The organism is Flavobacterium yafengii (genome assembly GCF_030010375.1).
Lineage (GTDB): Bacteria > Bacteroidota > Bacteroidia > Flavobacteriales > Flavobacteriaceae > Flavobacterium > Flavobacterium yafengii.
On record NZ_JASCRY010000001.1, the window covers coordinates 334,079 to 353,210 of the forward strand.

13 protein-coding genes and 1 tRNA gene are annotated in these 19,132 nt (G+C 34.6%); 9 read left to right on the forward strand and 5 right to left on the reverse strand.

From position 1 onward, the window contains the following. Positions 1-5: 5 nt before the first annotated feature. Positions 6-1,061, reverse strand: a complete 1,056-nt coding sequence (locus QLS97_RS01435; protein WP_282713908.1) for a glycoside hydrolase family 53 protein — start codon at positions 1,059-1,061, stop codon at positions 6-8. A gap of 1 nt (position 1,062) precedes the next feature. Further along, the gene (locus QLS97_RS01440) at positions 1,063-2,118 is read right to left on the reverse strand and encodes an aldose epimerase family protein (RefSeq protein ID WP_282713909.1); all 1,056 of its coding nucleotides are present in this window, start codon (positions 2,116-2,118) and stop codon (positions 1,063-1,065) included. A gap of 98 nt (positions 2,119-2,216) precedes the next feature. Here QLS97_RS01440 and QLS97_RS01445 point away from each other — a divergent pair, with 98 nt between their 5' ends. Continuing rightward, complete coding sequence (locus QLS97_RS01445) at positions 2,217-3,215, forward strand: GntR family transcriptional regulator (RefSeq protein ID WP_282713910.1); 999 nt, start codon at positions 2,217-2,219, stop codon at positions 3,213-3,215. Between the two features lie 40 nt (positions 3,216-3,255). Here the strand turns inward: QLS97_RS01445 and QLS97_RS01450 are convergent. Next, positions 3,256-3,335 (reverse strand) — tRNA-Leu (locus QLS97_RS01450). 290 nt (positions 3,336-3,625) lie between these two features. Between QLS97_RS01450 and QLS97_RS01455 the strand changes: the two genes are divergently transcribed. The 8 genes from QLS97_RS01455 to bioB all read left to right on the forward strand — a co-directional run bounded on the left by QLS97_RS01455 (position 3,626) and on the right by bioB (position 11,872). Then, positions 3,626-4,567 carry a ribose-phosphate pyrophosphokinase gene (locus tag QLS97_RS01455; protein ID WP_282713911.1) on the forward strand — a complete coding sequence of 314 codons (942 nt, stop codon included), beginning with the start codon at positions 3,626-3,628 and terminating at the stop codon, positions 4,565-4,567. A gap of 98 nt (positions 4,568-4,665) precedes the next feature. Next, positions 4,666-5,277, forward strand: coding sequence for a 50S ribosomal protein L25/general stress protein Ctc (locus QLS97_RS01460; protein WP_282713912.1), 612 nt, complete (start codon positions 4,666-4,668; stop codon positions 5,275-5,277). Between the two features lie 319 nt (positions 5,278-5,596). Next, a complete protein-coding gene (gene pth, locus QLS97_RS01465; protein ID WP_282713913.1) occupies positions 5,597-6,271 on the forward strand; it encodes an aminoacyl-tRNA hydrolase in 675 nt (224 codons plus the stop codon). A 153-nt stretch (positions 6,272-6,424) separates the two neighbouring features. Beyond that, positions 6,425-8,464: a T9SS type A sorting domain-containing protein gene (locus QLS97_RS01470; protein ID WP_282713914.1), complete on the forward strand. Its 2,040-nt coding sequence runs from the start codon at positions 6,425-6,427 to the stop codon at positions 8,462-8,464. Between the two features lie 98 nt (positions 8,465-8,562). Next, entirely contained in the window at positions 8,563-9,492 is a 930-nt protein-coding gene (locus QLS97_RS01475; RefSeq protein ID WP_282713915.1) for a bifunctional riboflavin kinase/FAD synthetase, read from the forward strand. Positions 9,493-9,608: 116 nt separating this feature from the next. Then, positions 9,609-10,058: a hypothetical protein gene (locus QLS97_RS01480; protein WP_282713916.1), complete on the forward strand. Its 450-nt coding sequence runs from the start codon at positions 9,609-9,611 to the stop codon at positions 10,056-10,058. A 225-nt stretch (positions 10,059-10,283) separates the two neighbouring features. Next, positions 10,284-10,721, forward strand: coding sequence for a hypothetical protein (locus QLS97_RS01485; protein WP_282713917.1), 438 nt, complete (start codon positions 10,284-10,286; stop codon positions 10,719-10,721). Positions 10,722-10,786: 65 nt separating this feature from the next. Beyond that, positions 10,787-11,872, forward strand: coding sequence for a biotin synthase BioB (gene bioB / locus QLS97_RS01490; protein ID WP_282713918.1), 1,086 nt, complete (start codon positions 10,787-10,789; stop codon positions 11,870-11,872). 65 nt (positions 11,873-11,937) lie between these two features. Here bioB and QLS97_RS01495 read toward each other — a convergent pair whose 3' ends face one another. After that, on the reverse strand, positions 11,938-15,795 hold the full coding sequence (locus tag QLS97_RS01495; RefSeq protein WP_282713919.1) for a T9SS sorting signal type C domain-containing protein: 3,858 nt from the start codon (positions 15,793-15,795) through the stop codon (positions 11,938-11,940). A gap of 232 nt (positions 15,796-16,027) precedes the next feature. Continuing rightward, positions 16,028-18,931, reverse strand: a complete 2,904-nt coding sequence (locus QLS97_RS01500; protein WP_282713920.1) for a T9SS sorting signal type C domain-containing protein — start codon at positions 18,929-18,931, stop codon at positions 16,028-16,030. Positions 18,932-19,132: the final 201 nt, after the last annotated feature.

The following is a 19,132-nucleotide window of genomic DNA, read 5'->3' on the forward strand; positions in this document are numbered from 1 at the left end:
CTGAATTATTCTTTGAATGCGTCTAAAGCCATTGACGGCTTCCCGTCAGACTGCCAAGCGCTCAAGGAATAACCGCTCCAACTTTTTTCACCCTGTGGTTCCCAATAAATAACACCTAATCCTTTATTGTTAGGGACATTTTTTACTGCTTTGATAGTTGCTACCAACATATCGAATGTATTTTGAACCTTGTCATATTCGCCTCCAACTTCTACTACCATCACTTCTTTATTATATCGGGAAGCCATGTCTTTTAAATTGAATTCCAAATCGGCAACAGTTTCTTTGTAATCTTTTTTAATCCAATACGGATAATAGGACAATCCAATCACGTCATATTTTACATTATTTGCTTTGGCATTATCAAAAAACCATCTGAATTTTGCGTTGTTATTCCCTTCATCAACGTGAACGATTACTTTAATGTTTGGATTTATTGTCTTTGTCGCATCATATCCTTTATTGAGTAATTGTGCTAATTGACTCCAATTAGAAGTGTTTCCCTCCGGCCATAACATTCCACCAGGAATTTCATTACCCACCTGCACCCATTCCGGAGTCACTCCCGCTGTTTTTAATGCACTCAACACATCAAAAGTATGATTGTAAACATCATTTAATAATTCTGAAAAACTGTGATTTGCCCATGCTGCAGGTTTGGCTTGTTTGGCCGGATCTGCCCAAGTATCACTGTAATGAAAATCAATCATAATGCGCATTCCCAATTTTTTTGCTCGTACAGCCATCACAACTGTTTCTTCCTTGCTACAATGTCCACTCGCTTTATCATTAGATGGATTCACCCACACACGAAGCCGAATGGTATTGATTCCTCTGTCTTTTAGCAGTTGCAAACAATCTTTTTGAGAACCATCAGTATTATAGAACTTATATCCCGTAGCCTCCATTTGTGGTAACCAACCTACGTCAGCCCCTTTTGCAAAAGTAGAAACTGTTGGTGTTGGCATTAGATTTTGATCTGCGGGCATTTGTGAATTACACGAAGTAAAAAACAATGCTATTGTTGCAATGAAATAAAATTTGTCTTTAAGATTTTTCATTTTAAAAAGATTGAAATTTATAAATAGTTTTATGATGATACAAATCCCCTTTTCTCAAAACGGAACTTGGAAAATATTCGTGATTAGGCGCATCCGGAAAATTTTGGGTTTCAAAACAAATTCCGCTCAAAGCATGGTAATCGACATTTTCTTTTCCTTTTATAGTATTGAAGCAATTACCGCCAACATAGATATGAACTCCGGGCTGGTTGGTATAAACTAACATTTTGAGATTATTTCTTTTATTGAAAAGTGATGCTGCAAATTCCTTTTCTTTATTTAAAACAAACGTATTGTCAATTTTTGATGGACAGGTTCTGGCTGAAGTAAAATCAAACGGACAATTGGCAACGTTTAGAAACCTACCAGTTGGAATGCTGTCACTTGTTGTTTCTAATAATCTTTGGGAATTTACCCTCATTTCTTGCTCAGAAATTGTAGATTGATGACCGTCAAGATTAAAATAGCTGTGATGTGTTAAATTCACAATAGTATCTTCCGTTGTACTGGCGATGTATTCTATGATTACTTCATTTTCTTCAGATAACGTATACGTTAGCTCCACAGACAATTCGCCCGGATAATTTTCTTCCTGAGCCGGACTAACATAGGATAAGGTAATCGATGGGTTTCTGCCACTGCTTAGATTTTTAACTTTCCAAATTTTTTGGCTAAAGCCAATGTTACCGCCATGTAATGAATGTATGTTGTTATTCTTGTATAGGCGAATTGTTTTCCCGTTGAGTTTAAATTCTCCATCATTTATCCTGCCGGCAAATCTACCTATGGTTGCCCCAAGGTAAGGAGCGCTTTTCAAATCAAAGGATTTTATATAAGCTTGCAAAGTATCAAAACCTAAAACCACATCAACCAGTTCTCTGTTTTTTAATGGTACTTTTAATGCGGTAAGGGTTGCTCCATAATTAGTAACCTTCAATTGCATGCCATTTCCATTCGTTAACTGATAAAGAGACACCGCTTCACCATCTGGCATCAAACCAAATAATTCTACTTCAGAATTGGCTTTAAAATGTGATATGTATTTTATTTTGGTCATTTAATTATGAAATATGAAAACCAAAAGTAAAATAATTGTCATCATTAGCATACCAGTACCTACCGGTTTTTGTATATTGCCAAGAAATTCACTCCTTTATGAAAATAATTTCAATTCAAAATAATCTCGGAGTCCCTAAATACAGACAAATAATTAGTTCCGTAGAGAAGGCAATTGAAGTAGGTCAAATACTAAAAGGCGAAAAACTCCCCTCAGTAAACAAAGTCTGTTTGGAATTCTCATTGTCCCGTGATACGGTTTTACAAGCCTATGAAGAATTGAAAAAAAGAGGTATTATTTACGCCATTCCGGGGAAAGGATATTATGTAAAAAGTGTTGAAGTCACCATAAAACAAAGGATATTTTTACTTTTTGACGAATTGAATATTTTCAAGGAAGATATCTACAATTCGTTTCTGGAAAACATGGGAAATAATGTTCAGGTGGACATTTTCTTTCATCATTTTAATACTCCCGTTTTCAGAAAATTGATCGCTGACAGTAATGGCAATTATACGAAATACATTATCATGCCAACGAATTTAGCCGAAGCAGCTTCGGTGATAAAAACCCTACCAGTTAACGAAGTTTATATCTTAGATCAAACCAACCCAGAACTAAAATCCTTTCCGGCAGTATACCAAAATTTTGTCAAAGACATATATGACGGATTATTAAAAGGAAAATCCAAATTAAACAAATACGAAAAACTGATTATGATTTTCCCGGGATTTCGCGAACCGCTAGGCATGAAAATAGGTTTTGAGAATTTTTGCAGAGACTTTGCTTTCGATTATGAAATCATAACTGAGTTTAGAAATCGGGAAATAAAAAAAGGCGAAGTGTATATTATTCCGAGCGACCGGGATTTGGTTCGTGTTATTGAAAAATCTAAAATTCAGAAGCTTCAATTAGGTAGTGATTACGGCATTATTTCGTACAATGAAACACCACTGAAAAAAGTAGTCGAGAACGGAATCACAACCATTTCTACAAATTTTGAAGCCATGGGCAAAATTTTGGCACAAATGATTTTAGAAGGTAAAAAAGAACAAATTGAGAATAAATGTGATTTGATTATTAGGAATTCGTTGTGATATAAAACCAAAAAAACCGCTTCTTTCGAAGCGGTTTTTGTACCCGGAGCCGGAGTCGAACCGGCACGGTTTCCCACAGGTGTTTGAGACCAGCGCGTCTACCAATTCCGCCATCCGGGCTTAGCAGACATGAAATAACGACAGTTATCTCAACGCAATAAAAGATGTGATTGTGTTTAAATCAACCATCAATTCCTTTAACACGGTGCAAATGTAAAAAATAATATTAAATGTTCTACTAAAAATACTTAATTTTTTCCTTTCAGAGTTGAATAAATTTTATAAATTTGCACCTCGGTAAAACGAAACACACTAACTAACTACACCCGAGGCAAATACAAACATAAGGCTTTATTGGAAATGAAAAAGCCGAACTGTATGGAGCGCAGCGGAATAAAAACAACAAATTAATGTCACACCTAGAACCAGAAGCTAAAATTTTTGCTTGTTCACAAAGTGTCTATCTTGCAGAAAAAATTGCTGAGAAATACGGAATTCCGTTAGGAAAAGTTACCATGTCTAAATATAGCGATGGTGAATTCCAACCTTCTTACGAAGAGTCTATCAGAGGATTACGGGTTTTTATTGTTTGCTCAACTTTTCCAAATGCAGATAATTTGATGGAATTGTTATTAATGATTGACGCTGCAAAACGTGCTTCGGCAAGACATATAACAGCAGTAATTCCTTATTTTGGATGGGCAAGACAAGATAGAAAAGACAAGCCAAGAGTTCCGATAGGAGCAAAATTGACAGCAAAACTATTAGAAAGTGCTGGTGCAACACGAGTAATGACTATGGATTTGCATGCTGATCAAATTCAAGGATTCTTTGAAAAACCGGTGGATCATCTTTTTGCTTCAACTATCTTTTTACCTTATGTAGAAAGTTTAGGTTTAGACAATTTGACCATTGCATCACCTGATATGGGAGGTTCTAAAAGAGCATATGCCTATTCTAAATTTTTAAATTCAGATGTGGTTATCTGTTACAAACAGAGAAAAGCAGCCAATGTGATTGACACAATGGAATTAATTGGTGAGGTTAAAGGTAGAAATGTAATCTTAGTAGATGACATGATTGATACCGGAGGCACTTTGGCGAAAGCCGCAGATTTAATGATAGAAAAAGGAGCATTGAGCGTAAGAGCGATTTGTACCCACGCTATTTTATCTGGTGACGCATACGAAAAAATAGAAAAATCGCAATTGAGCGAATTAATAGTTACCGATTCTATTCCTTTAAAGAAAGAATCAAATAAAATAAGAGTGTTGAGTTGTGCACCTCTTTTTGCTGAAGTTATGCACATGGTGCACCACAACAATTCCATTAGTGGAAAGTTTATAATGTAAGACACAAGTCAAATGTCTCAACGTTATAAAGTCATGCCAATAGCCAAAAGCTAGAAGCCAAACAAGTAATATTATTTAATAACTATATTTTTTTTACAATGAAATCGATTACAATTAAAGGATCAGAAAGAGAAAGCGTGGGCAAAGTAGCAACTAAAGCCTTACGTAATGCTGGATTGGTTCCTTGCGTATTATACGGAGGAAATCAGGCAGTTCATTTCTCAGCAGAAGTTATGGCTTTCAAAAACTTGGTTTACACTCCAAACGCTCACACAGTTGAGATCGATCTTGGAAAAGGAAAATCATTTAACGCTATTTTACAAGATATCCAGGTTCACCCGGTGTCTGACAAGATTTTACATATTGACTTCTTTCAAATCTTTGAAGATAAAGAAATCACTATGGAAGTTCCTGTAAAAATCGTTGGTAACTCTAAAGGAGTTATGGCTGGTGGAGATTTACGTTTGAACAACCGTAAGTTAAAAGTAAGAGCTTTACCTAAAAATCTTCCTGATTTTGTTGAAGCTGATATTACTCCACTTGACATGGGTAACAAATTATACGTTACTAAAGTGGCTTCTCCAAACTACAAAATCATGCACCCAGACAATACAGTTATTTGTCAAGTGAAGATTTCTCGTGCAGCTATGAAAGCAGCTCAAGAAGCAGCAAAAGCAGCAAAAGCTCCTGTAAAAGGAAAGAAAAAATAATATTTTTTCAATCATTCAAAAAAGCGTCAGTTACACAACTGGCGCTTTTTTTATGCGCATAACTTTTTTCAATTGTGCGGAGTTGCGAGGAACGTGGCAAAGCAATCTCATATCCTGATTTTTATTTTTAGAAGCACAGCTATCCGTTTTCAGAACAACACTCCTCCTGCTGTACGCTCTATCTTTTTTCATTCACCCTGACGGGTAAATAAAAAAAGGATGCTGCTTCCATCAGGGCTATCCAGAAATATTTTCTTCCCAATAACGATTTTCCAGCAATCTAATAGTCCAATACTCTAATTAAGTTTATTTTTGCAGCATGATAAAATGGATTTCAAATTTATTCTCATCAACAAAAACAGAAGACAACACGGATTGTATGAAACCAGAGGTTCATGAACACCAAAAAAACAATATAGAAAGCGTGAGTAATAAATTTTTAATAGTTGGACTCGGTAACATTGGTGCCGAATATGTAAACACAAGACACAACATCGGTTTTAAAATAGTCGATTTTTTGGCTCGCAAGGAAGGTGTTTCTTTTGAAACCGTAAAACTGGGTTCGCTTGCTGAATACAAATTCAAAGGAAGAACCTTCTTACTGCTCAAACCAAATACCTATATGAATTTGAGCGGAAAAGCAGTACAATACTGGATGGATAAAGAAAACATCCCTTTAGAAAATATTTTGGTAATCACCGATGATTTGAATCTTTCGTTTGGAACCATCCGCATCAAACCAAAAGGAAGTGATGGCGGACACAACGGGCTAAAGAACATCAATCTGGCCCTAAATACACAAAACTATACTAGATTCCGTTTTGGTATCAGCGACGAATTCAAGAAAGGAAAACAAGTCGACTATGTTCTTGGAGACTGGGATGATGCTGAAAAAGCCGCGCTTCCGGAACGACTGGAACTGGCTTCTGAGATAATAAAATCATTTGGAACCGCTGGTTTAGAAAACACAATGACCACATTTAACGGGAAATAAAATCAATACTCCTCTGAGCGTTAATTAAATGGATTCTGAATTAATTTGTATTAGACGATAATAATAATTAATTTTAATGCATCTTTATTAATTATCAGAAAAATTGGCATCTTATTTCAAAATTTTTTAGATAAAAACCAACAAGCCTATAACATGAAAAAAATTACTTTTATACTCCTACTTTCCCTTTTTTTTTCAGCCAATTATTCGTTTGCACAAGTAAACAATACTGCGGAGGTTATGCTTTTTGGCAAAAAAAAAATAATTAAACAAGGTTCTTTTATTCGCTGTGCAACTACAGAATACGAAGAATATTTAAAGTCCAAAAATCCAAATAGGCTGTCTACTTCCGAGTTTGAACAATGGATAGCCCCAAAAATTACAATTGAAAAAGAAAAAAGAAAAAATACCCCTAAAGGATTAAGACAAAACGCAGTCATAACAATTCCGGTTGTAGTTCACGTTATTCATAATGGAAATCTAATAGGTTCCGAGGAAAACATATTTGACCAACAAGTAATCTCGCAAATTCAAGTACTGAACGAAGATTTTAGAAAAAAATCAGGAACTCCTGGTTTTAACACCAATCCTGTTGGAGCCGATGTTGAAATTGAATTTGCCCTGGCAAAACAAGATCCATCCGGGATTTTATCAAATGGAATAAACCGTGTAGACTTAGGACAAGAAAGCTGGTCAACTGATGAAATTGATGCCATTGTAAAACCTCAGACACAATGGAACCCTGAAAAATATCTTAACATTTGGGTAGTTAAATTCACGGGAAACAATCTTTTAGGATATGCACAATTTCCAAACGCATCCGGCTTACCGGGAATAAATGCAAATGAAGGTCCAGCTAACACTGATGGTGTAGTAATAGGTTATGCCTTTTTTGGTTCATCAAGCTACTTTCCAGGAGGAACATACGTAACCGATTATGACAAAGGGAGAACAACCTCACACGAAGTAGGACATTGGCTCGGACTAAGACATATTTGGGGAGATGGAGGTTGTGACGTAGATGATTTTTGCGCGGACACTCCAAATGCAGGTCAAGAAAATCAAGGGTGTCCGGTAGGAGTTGATTCCTGCCCAACATCGCCAGGGTTTGACATGATTGAAAATTATATGGACTATACGAATGATGCCTGCATGAACATATTCACAGCAGACCAAAAAACTCGTATGATAACCGTTATGAACAATTCCACAAGAAGAGTTTCGTTAAAAACTTCTGATGCGCTTGTTCCAGGAGTCACTTTTACCAATGATGCCTCAACTATGATTGTAACTCTAAATATTAACTGCAGTAAAAATTTCTCGCCAGTCATAAAAATTACAAATAAAGGAACCTCACCTTTAACACAAGCGTCTATACAATATGGCATTGATAATCAAAATTTACAAACTTATAACTGGACTGGCAATCTTGCCAATAATCAATCACAAGACATTACTTTAAGCGGCTTAACTACAACCGTGGGGAGCCATAATTTTAGCTGTACTATAATCAGTTCAAATGGAACAACTGATCAAAACACTTCTAATAATGGCAGTGCAATTAATTTTAACATTGAAAACAATTTAAACTATTCGTCTAATACCGTAAACTTCTCGCTTCAACTTGACCATTACGGCTCTGAAACCACATGGAGACTTACAAACACTGCTGGAGTTATATTATATGAAGGCGGACCTTATACTGATACTCCGGTAGCTGGACCGCTGCCAGCACTAATAACCACCAGTTTTAATCTTGCTAGCAACGACTGTTACACTTTTTCAATATTTGACAGTCAAGACGATGGTATTTGTTGTAAATACGGAGCGGGATCTTATGTTTTAAATACTCCGACAGGTGACATTATTGCTTCAGGAGATGCTTTTGGAGGAGGTAAAATAACAAAATTTAGCATCAATGCACTATCAACTAATGAGGTTAAAAACTTAAATTCGGTTTATCTCTATCCAAATCCTACGTCTAATATATTGAACATAGTTGTTGAAAATAAATTGGATTCTCCAGAAGCTTACACTATTATAAACAGTTTAGGTCAAATAATAAAATCGAAAAAAATCGAATCAGAAGAAGACCTCAGTGTAAATGTTTCTAATTTATCGCAAGGCATTTATTTTTTAAAATTATCGAAAAATCAATCCGAAACAAATACAATTCGGTTTATTAAAAAATAAAAAACATAAAATGAACTAAAAAAGGATTGAAGTTTTCAATCCTTTTTTAGTTATATCGATTGGATACCTTAAATTTGCACTATTATAAAACACTTGCTTTGAAGATTTTTCATTCTATAAACGATTTCAGCTCCACAAAAAAAACGATTCTAACCTTAGGCACTTTTGACGGAGTACATATTGGGCATAAAAAAATTCTAAAAAAAATAACCCAAAATACTGAAAATCACAAATACGAAAGTTTAGTTCTTACTTTTTTTCCGCATCCCAGAATGGTATTGCAGGAACATTCTGATATAAAACTACTCAATACGATAGACGAAAAAATAGATTTGCTCGAAAAGATTGGTATTGAAAATCTTGTTATCCATCCTTTTGATGAAGCTTTTTCCAGACTAACTGCTGAAGAATTCGTAAGCACTATTTTAGTTAATCGATTTCATATCCAAAAAATAATTATTGGTCATGATCATCGATTTGGAAGAAACCGAACGGCGAACATCGACGATCTTATCGCTTATGGAAAGGAGTATGGTTTTGAAGTAGAGCAAATATCAGTTCAGGAAATTAATGACATTTCTGTGAGTTCTACAAAAATCAGAAACGCTCTATTAGAAGGAGATATGGCTTTGGCCAATGATTATTTAGGATACGATTACTTCCTAACCGGAATTATAATCAAAGGAAAACAACTAGGAAGAACCATCGGTTTTCCAACGGCTAACTTAAAAATTGAAGAAAACTACAAACTAATTCCGCAAAACGGAGTTTATATTGTAAAAAGCATAATTGATGAACAAACCATTTTTGGAATGATGAATATTGGATTCAATCCTACTGTTGACGGACAAAAACAATCTATTGAAATTCATTATTTTGATTTTAATGCTGATTTATACAATCAAAAAATTAGTGTTTCAATACTGCAACGGATTCGTTCAGAACAAAAATTTGAATCTGTTGACCTCCTAAAAGAACAACTTGAGAAAGACAAAAAAACGGCACTCGCCTACTTGAATAAATTTTAATTCTGAATCAAAATCTTTTGTATTTTTCTTAAAATATTGCTATTTTTTCTGTAAATTTGATTATAATATACTGTTTATCATAAAGGTGTAATTTTTTAAATTTTAAAACTGGCCATATGAAACTACCGAAAGAATTATTAAACGGATTTATTATTTTCATTGGAATTGGACTTTATTTCTTATTAATGGAGACTTTAGGTCTTGCCGATTTATATTATTTACGTCTGGTTAACGTGCTATTTGTATTTTATGGAACCCAAAAAACCTTAAAATCAAATTTTGCCGAAGGCAAAACTATCTTAGTTTCTAATGCTGTTTCAGCATTAATAACATCACTCACAGGAATATTTTTAAGTATCATTGGACTGATAATTTACAGCTATTCAAAGGGAGGCGATGCTTATGTAAGCTCATTATCAAAAACCTTTTTATTTGGAGGAGATCCATCCGTGATGACCTATTCAATTTCCTTATTATTTGAAGGAATCGTATCAGCCGTAATTGTTACATTCATGCTAATGCTGTATTGGGACACCCGTTACGCTTCAGACAAACACCAAAATTGATTGAATATATTTTACTTTTAGACCTTTAAAGAAGAAATAATTCATATCTGTAATAAAGAATACAGAACAAATATTTCACTAAAAACACACCAAAAGTATTTATCGGAAAACGATAAATCAGGCAATTATACGGCAATAGATTTCAAAAAAGAATACTATTTTTCACTTCATACCTCTATTCTGTTGCGTAATGAAGCTTGTTTTTTAATTTTAAAAACGAATCGTATGAAACTACCAAAAGAGTTATTAAACGGGGGAATTATTTTTATTGGAATTGGCGCATATTTTTTACTCATGAATGCACTCGGTTATGCTGATTTATTTTATTTACGTCTTTTGAATGTATTTTTTATTTTTTATGGCGTAAACAGAACAATCGAAATGAACATCAATGAAGGCAAAAAAAACTTTGTTGACAATGCTATCTCGGCAATGATCACTTCACTGACAGGAGTATTTTTAAGCATTGTAGGATTAGCGGCTTACAGCTACATGAATGGAGGAGACGCCTATGTAAAAAACCTGCCTGAATCTTTCTTATTTGGTGGAAACCCATCCGTAAATACTTATTCCATCTGTTTACTTTTTGAAGGAATCGCTTCTTCAGTAATTGTTACCATGTTACTGATGTTATATTGGAACAACCGTCATATAACTGATTAACTTAGCTATTGCGTTGCTTCTTTAGAACAATTTAACTACTTTTGGTGCATCAAAAAATCGCATCGATGAGTATTACAAAACACAATTGGACGAAAGACGAAATTATCGCAATATATAATAAACCTATGATGGATTTGCTTTTTGAAGCAGCTTCAATACATAGAGAACACCATGATCCAAACGTGGTACAGGTTTCAACATTATTATCCATAAAAACGGGTGGATGTCCTGAGGATTGTGGCTATTGTCCACAAGCAGCAAGATATCATACTGAAATTGAAGGCAATGATTTAATGTCAGTTAGCCAAGTGAAAGCGCAAGCTTTACGTGCAAAATCAAGTGGATCCTCACGTGTATGCATGGGTGCTGCCTGGAGAAATGTAAAAGATGGACCTGAATTTGACCAAGTACTTGAAATGGTTCGTACAATAAACAAACTGGACATGGAAGTGTGTTGTACCCTTGGAATGATTACTGAAAATCAAGCACACCGATTGGCAGAAGCAGGTTTATATGCCTACAACCACAATTTAGACACTTCAGAAGAATATTATAAAGAAGTAATTTCAACACGCGGATTTGAAGACCGTTTGCAAACCATAGAGAATGTTCGTAAAACAAATGTTACTGTTTGTAGCGGAGGAATAATTGGTATGGGTGAAAGCATCGAAGACAGAGCAGGAATGCTTGTAGCACTTTCTACATTAAACCCACAACCAGAATCTGTGCCAATAAATGTGTTGGTAGCTGTTGAAGGAACCCCGATGGAAGAAGAAAAACCGGTAGAAATCTGGGAAATGATTCGAATGGTTGCCACTACGAGAATCATCATGCCGGAAACTCAAGTGCGTTTATCAGCTGGAAGAATGAATATGAGCCGTGAAGGTCAAGCGATGTGTTTCTTTGCTGGTGCCAATTCTATTTTTGCAGGAGATAAATTGCTTACTACACCAAATCCTGATGTAAATGAAGACATGAAAATGTTTGAAATGTTAGGTTTAAATCCACAAAAACCATTTACAAAAGTTTCTCAGCCACAAACCGTTGAAGCCGAAGATTCTCAATTTGCACCATTAGGTGAAAAACCAAAATGGTCAAGACCTGGACATACAATTGAAAGAAATCTTGAAGCATCAGGTAAAGAAAAATAAACATCGATTCTAAATCAACATACAAACCATCTGTTTTGAGCAGGTGGTTTTTTTATGCCTGTATTTTAATACACTACCTTTCTCACAACCGAATGACCATTTTGCAAAACTATATTAATCAATAATGCTTGATGATTAGAAACTAAATTAAGCAACGAGAAATCAATTTCATTTATATTATTTCTTTCATATATTTTCCTTCCAGCCAAATCATATATTGAAATTTCATCGATGAATTCTTTAGTAGAATTCACCTGTAATTGTTGATTTTCATTGAATACTAAAACTGATTTTTTATCTCTTTCAAATTCATTCAAAGCCAAAGTTTTATCGGTAAAGCGCAACACAAAACGATCATTAAAAATCCCAACAGCAGTATTAAAAGTGAAATTTTCATTCTTTAAATTAACAATCCTGTTATTAGATTTATCTTCAACAAAAACATTTTGACGTGCTAATAATTCATCTGCCTGATCAATCTTAATTGTAAAAGCACCTGCTATCGTAGTAGTAAACCCTAATTTAACTTCGTCTGTTTCTTGAAATGGTAATGCCCTGCCTTGAATCACCAAATTCTTATCTTGAATAATACTGTAAAAGTCTAAATACTCATTTCCATTAAAACTTTCGCCATCAAAAGAACTATCAAAATCATCAGTCGCCCCAGTTGCATAACCCAGTAATATTTGTTTGAAAGCGCCTTCACTATTATATAAATCTAACCAAATGCGATGTCTTTCAATCTCATTTGTTTTTGTTTTTTTGGTCGTATTTAATTTAAAAAAACTTGAATTCTGCCCAATCATTCGCATATTATTATTGAATTTTGCCATTCCGCCACCATTGATACCTGTTACAAAAAAAGCCTGAGCAGAAGCAATTTTACCGTCTGGCTTTGTATTATTAACCCCTGAACTTAAGGACGCACTCGTACCAACGCCTCCCAATGAATTATAAACCGCATAATCATCCGAAGTATATAAATTATTATTAATAGCGGTATTATGTGTCCAGAAGTAAATGGTTCCGTCTAAAATTCCATTATTTGCATTGATAAACAAATTAGCATCAATCGCTGAAGGATATGGGTTTCCGATAAGATTCGACGTATCTGTAGCGCCAATTGGAATTGATACCAATCCATTGTTTGGAACACCTATAAAAACTGCTTCATGATACCCGGTAACAGCATCTGAAAAAGATTCCGGACCACGGATAATATAGCCCTTACCAACTGTCATTGCTGTTGTTGAAATCTCATTGAACCATGAATCTAATGAAGCGTCAAAAGAATAAAACTTGTCCGAAGGTGTATTAGGAGATACATCAATCAATTTTTGATTTAAAACGGGAGATGACCAATACGTATAATCTGTTTTAAGGATTGGTGTCGTTTTTCTTTTTAGCTGAATAACACCCGTATTCGTAACTTGCTCCTCTGACTGATAAAGTGCCGCATTGTTTTCTAAAACTAATGTACCAGACCCCGAATAATCAAAAACTAATCCCAAAGTATTTCCATCTGGAACAGTAACTGTATTTCCAGTGCTGATTGAGCAAGAACAGGAATTTATGGATGCCAATGAGGCATAATTACCATTAAAAATTAAAGTTTTTTCAACAGAAGGCAACCCATTACTCCATGCAATCCCGTTCCAAACAGAACTATTTGTACACAATTTAAGTCGAGCCACACGATGTTTTGTTATCCCAGAAACAGAGTTAAAACTTCCTCCAATAATTATCTTATTATTTGACGTAAAACAAGTGCTAAACAACGTACCGTTTAAATTTACTGAAAAAGTAGTGTCATAAACTCCCGAAGAAAGCAATCTCAACATCCTTTTTACAACAATTCCATTATAAGAGCCCGAGAAAGTTCCGCCAAGTAAAATCCGGTCATCCGGTTGAACCAAAATAGTTCTAATCTCTCCATTACTAAAACCTGCTCCTGATGTAAAAGTATTATCGATACTCCCGTTACTATTCAGTCTCAGAATTCTTTTTGCAGAAGCACCTCCATAGCTTAAAAATGTTCCGCCAACAATTAATTTATTATCAGACTGTAAAGTCATTGCATATACATTCTTGTCAAAGCCAATACCAACAGAAAAACCAGAATCAATACTTCCATCAATATTCAAACGAATCATTCGATTATAAGAAACTCCATTAAAAGTAGCAAAACGTCCCCCTAAAAGTATTTTTCCATCTGGCTGTAACAAGACCGCTTCTACTATAGCGTCAGCTCCTAAACCTGTATTGAAAGTGAGATCAAGAATTCCATTAGGCAATAACCGGGCAATTCTATTCACCAAAATCCCATTATAACTTGTAAAATTTCCAGCAATAATTATTTTTCCATCTGGTTGTAATGCCAGTGCATAAATTTGGCTATTTGAACCTAATCCAGTGATAAACGTTGGGTCTAAAAGCCCGTCAGGAAGAATTCTGGTTATTCTGTTTGCAATTACACCATTGTACGTTATAAAAGCTCCTGCTAAAACCATTTTATTGTCTGTTTGTATAATTGCACTTCTAATAGTATTATTTGCGCCAGCACCAGACATATTAAATGAAGAATCAATAGAACCATCCTCAGACAAACGTGAAATTCTGTTACAAATAGTTCCGTTGAACTTAGTAAAACTGCCAAATGCCATTGTTTTGTTATCTGATAAGGAAAGCACTTTCAAAACTGAATTATCAAAACCTACACCAGCGGTAAGATACCCAATGTCTAAAGTTCCAACAGGATCAACTTTGGCCAATCGCCCTTGATTTTGTGAATCAAAAATGGAGAAAGAACCTCCAACATACCAAGAACCGTCAGAAGCATTAGCTATATCCAGAACTGATGCCGAGAATGGACCTGCTCCAATATCAAATATTGGATCTAAAATTCCATTAGAACTTAAAAATGTCAATCGATTTACATCTATTCCGTTATAAGTACCCGTAAAAGAACCTCCAACCATAATGGCTCCAGCCGAATTTAGCTTAATAACCTCAACGACACCACCATTAAATCCTATGCCTGAAACGAAGCTGACATCAATAGAACCATCTATATTCAGACGAACTATTTTATTTGCTGTAATTCCGTTATAAGTTACAAAATCCCCGCCAGCAATAATTTTCCCGTCAGGTTGTAACACAAGAGCTGACACGCCAGCATTAAAACCCGAGCCTATCACAAAAGAAGTATCAGGACTACCATCCGTATTTAATCTAATTATTTTATTTTTACTAATTCCGTTGAAAGAATCAAATGAACCTGCTAAAACTATCTTTCCATCAGACTGAATTTGAACTTCTTCTACTACTCCATTAGCCGCAGATCCAGTGATAAAGCCAGCATCTAAATTCCCATTAGGTAAAATTCGGGCTACTCGATTAGCTGTGATTCCATTGTATTTAGTAAAGCTACCTACAATAACCACGCTCCCATTAGTTTGTAAAGCTAGCCCATAAATTATTCCACTACTTGCAGCTACCAGAGTATTGAATGTAGCATCAATGGAGCCATCACTATTCAATCTAATTAATCGGTTTGCACTTATTCCATTAAAGGTTGTGAAAGAACCCCCTAAAATTATCTTTCCGTCAGGCTGTATTAAAGAACAATACACTTTACCATTAAAACTTGTACCTAAATTAAAGGAAGTATCTTTAGAGCCATCTTGAAATAACCTACATAAATACGGAGTTATTGCACCGTTAAAATTCAAATAATCACCTCCTACTATCAGTTTACTATCTGCTTGCAAAGAGACCGTTCTAACAGTATTATCAAAACCATCCCCTTGCAAGCCATCATCATAAACATTAAATGTTGCATCTGACTTTCCTTGTTGAGAATAAGCCTTATTTAGAAAAAAAAGACCAAATATTATAACAAAGTAAACTAATATTGCTTTCAAATTCAGATTGGATTTAGGCCGCTATTATGAATGTAGTACCACTCATAATTTCAACTTTGGTTAATAACATCTATAAATGTAAACACAATAACTCCCTTTCACAATACCCACATTTAGTGATATTTAGCCTAAATCAAGAAATATTTTTGCTTTTATTGCTGCAAAAAAAATCCCATCCTGAACAAACAGAATGGGATTTTTTAAATACAGTTGTGAATTTATTCTATTGTTTCTAATAAATAACTTTTTTAGAGATTACTTTTCCATTGGTTAACATCACTTTGACTAATACTAATTGTTTATTTAAAGTAATATTTGATGTACTGAATTCATTACTGTTTACAGCTTCTTTATCAAAAAGTTTTCGTCCAAGCAAATCAAAAACTGTAATTCGTTTTATACTTTCAAGTTCAGATTTTATTTTTAATACATTTTTATCATTAGAAATTAAAACCGAATTATCAAATTCACCAACCTTGTCCGTTCCTAACGTTTTTTGTGTAAAACGCAACACAAAACGATCATTGAAAGCCCCTGCTCCAGTTGAAAAACTATAAGCTCCTTCTTTAAGATTTTTAACGTTATTAGTCATTTTATCTTCGATAAAAACATCTTCAGAGGTTAGTATTCCATCCACTTGATCAATACTTATCGAAAATGTTCCTTCAATAGTAGAACTATAACCCAATGTTACCTCATCATTTTTATCAAATGGCAAGGCTCTACCTTGTATTGTCAAGTTTTTATCCTCATTGATACTATAAAAATCTATAAACTCATTTCCGTCAAAACTTTCACCATCAAAGGCATTATCATAATCATTAGTAGCATCAGTAAGATATCCAACTAGCATTTGCTTGAAAGCACCTTCTGAATTAGTTAAATTAAGCCAAACGCGGTGTTTCTCAATTACGCTTGCTGTTTTTGAGCTTTTAGTTGTCCTGAAAAATTGGGAATTATTACCCAAAATAGTTCCTTCAACACGCATACTATTATTAAACATAATTGAACTATTTGCTGGAATAGTAGGCTTAGTACTAGCAAAAAACGCTTGGCCAGAAGCAATTTTACCAGTTGGCACAACAGGACCAAAACCTATAGTAGTTGCTGATGTACCTACTCCACCAGTAAGATTATAAGTTGCATAATCATCTGAAGTGTATGCGTAAGCACCGGACCCTGCAGATCCATTAGTTATGCTTGATGCTAATTGAATACTCGTATTATGTGTCCAGAAATAAAGGGTTCCATCTAAAACCAAACTATTGTCTATCAAAAATTTATTTGCATCTAGGGCGGAAGGATAAGGATTACCTATTAAATACGAACTATCATTAATTACGCTGGAAATAGAAACCGTTCCATTATTTGGTGCACCAATAAAAACTGCTTCATACAAACCTGGCGGTGGTGGTGTAATAGAATTATTTTCAGGAGCTCTTATAATATAACCTTTCCCTTTTGACATTGTAGTTGATGAACTTTCTTGTTTCCAATCTTCTGATGCTGAATCGAAAGAAAAAAACTTGTCTGAGAGTGTAGTTGGAGAAACATTATACAATGTTTGTGGTGAAACTGGTGAAGACCAATACGTATAATCAAATTTTTTAATAGGTGTAGTCAGACGTCTATAGATTATATTTCCTGAATTTGAACTAGCATCATTAGTCTGGACCAAGCTGGCGTTATTTTCAAATATTAATGATGCACTTTCAAGGACATTCAGTTCATTAACTACTGTTAAAGTACGATCAGATTTTATAGTTACTATTGCGGTACCTAAAACTTGACAAGAACACCCCGACAGATCTATAGCTGGATCTATAACTGGAGGATATGATCCTGTAAAAATAATATTTGAGCCTCCCACAGGAATACCGTTTGACCATGAAGTCCCATTCCAAGTTGTTGTAACCGGATTGCTAATGGTAACGCTAGATGATGATGTAGAGATGCAAGTTCCCAATGCAGCCGTCAGTGTATAACTTCCCGCTGGTGCAGTTACTGTGTTTCCTGAAATTGTAACTCCAGTCGACGGACTTACAGCATAAGTATAAGATGCATTGTAATTAGTTATTATAAAACTTCCAGTTAAACTTGTACAAGTTGGTTGTATTGGAGTGTTTAGAGTAGGTGTTGTAGGAATAGAACTAACAGTGATGTTAACTCCATTTGATGTAGCTGGGCTACTTGTTAGACAAGGAGTAGCATTCGAAGTCATTATTACTTTTATAGCGTCATTATTTGCTAATGCGTTAGATGTATAAGTAGCTGATGTCGCTCCATTTACTGCTATCAACCCATTATACCATTGGTATGTTGGCATAAGTCCTCCATTAGTTGGTGTTGCCGTAAATGTTACACTTGTTCCTGCACAAATTGGATTTGCTGATGCAGAAATACTAACGGAAGCAGTTAAATTCGGAATAACCGTAGCCGTAATTAACTTTCTAATAGTAGTATATGAGGCATATTTTGCCTGTACATAAAAATTTTGAGTTGATGATATTACACCTGTACTATAAGAATTTCCAGTATAAATAACAGATCCTCCACTTGCAGTGGTAAACCATTCGTAAGTAGCTCCACTCGCTGGGTCTGATGTAGCTGTGAAAGTAAAATTCCCTGAACCACAAACTGATGCTTTATCAGATGAAACACTAATTGGACTATACCCCCCTTGAATTACTAATTGAGTAAAAGTAAAGTCTACATTTGCACCTCCACTACATGTTGAAACTAAATCAGTTCCCACATAAATTCTATCAGATGCAGTACATTGATTACCGCCACTAATATCTCCACCAGATTCAACAGTAATGGATGATCCAGCTGCGAGTGTCAGTCTATCATTAGCTCCATTTCCAAACTCTATTTTAGCTTTATTTCTAATCACAAAATTAATTGCACCTAAACAAGTAAGATCAAAGCCTGAATTAATAGTTAAATTCATAGCTGTAACTCCATCTCCTATGTATAAAACACCTCCACAAGCATTTAACGGAGAAGTTCCACATGTTAAAGAACTAGTACTGGTTGTTGATGTTATGGCACATTGTGCAAACATGTTTCCTGAAAAAGCAAATAACAAAAAAATAAAAACATTAAATTTAGTAAAGAGTAATTTTTTGATCATGCTTTTTTATGTTTTTTTAATAAATTTAATTTTAAAGATGCGGTCTTCTTAAAGGAAAAAACCTACGTTAAATTCAAATTAAAAAAAACAAATCCACTTCACACAATAAAGTCGTCGACATGCATTTATATTCGTTAAAAAGCTGTTTTACAAAATCTTAAAACACTATTGCTCATAACAAATTATTAAAACTATACCTTT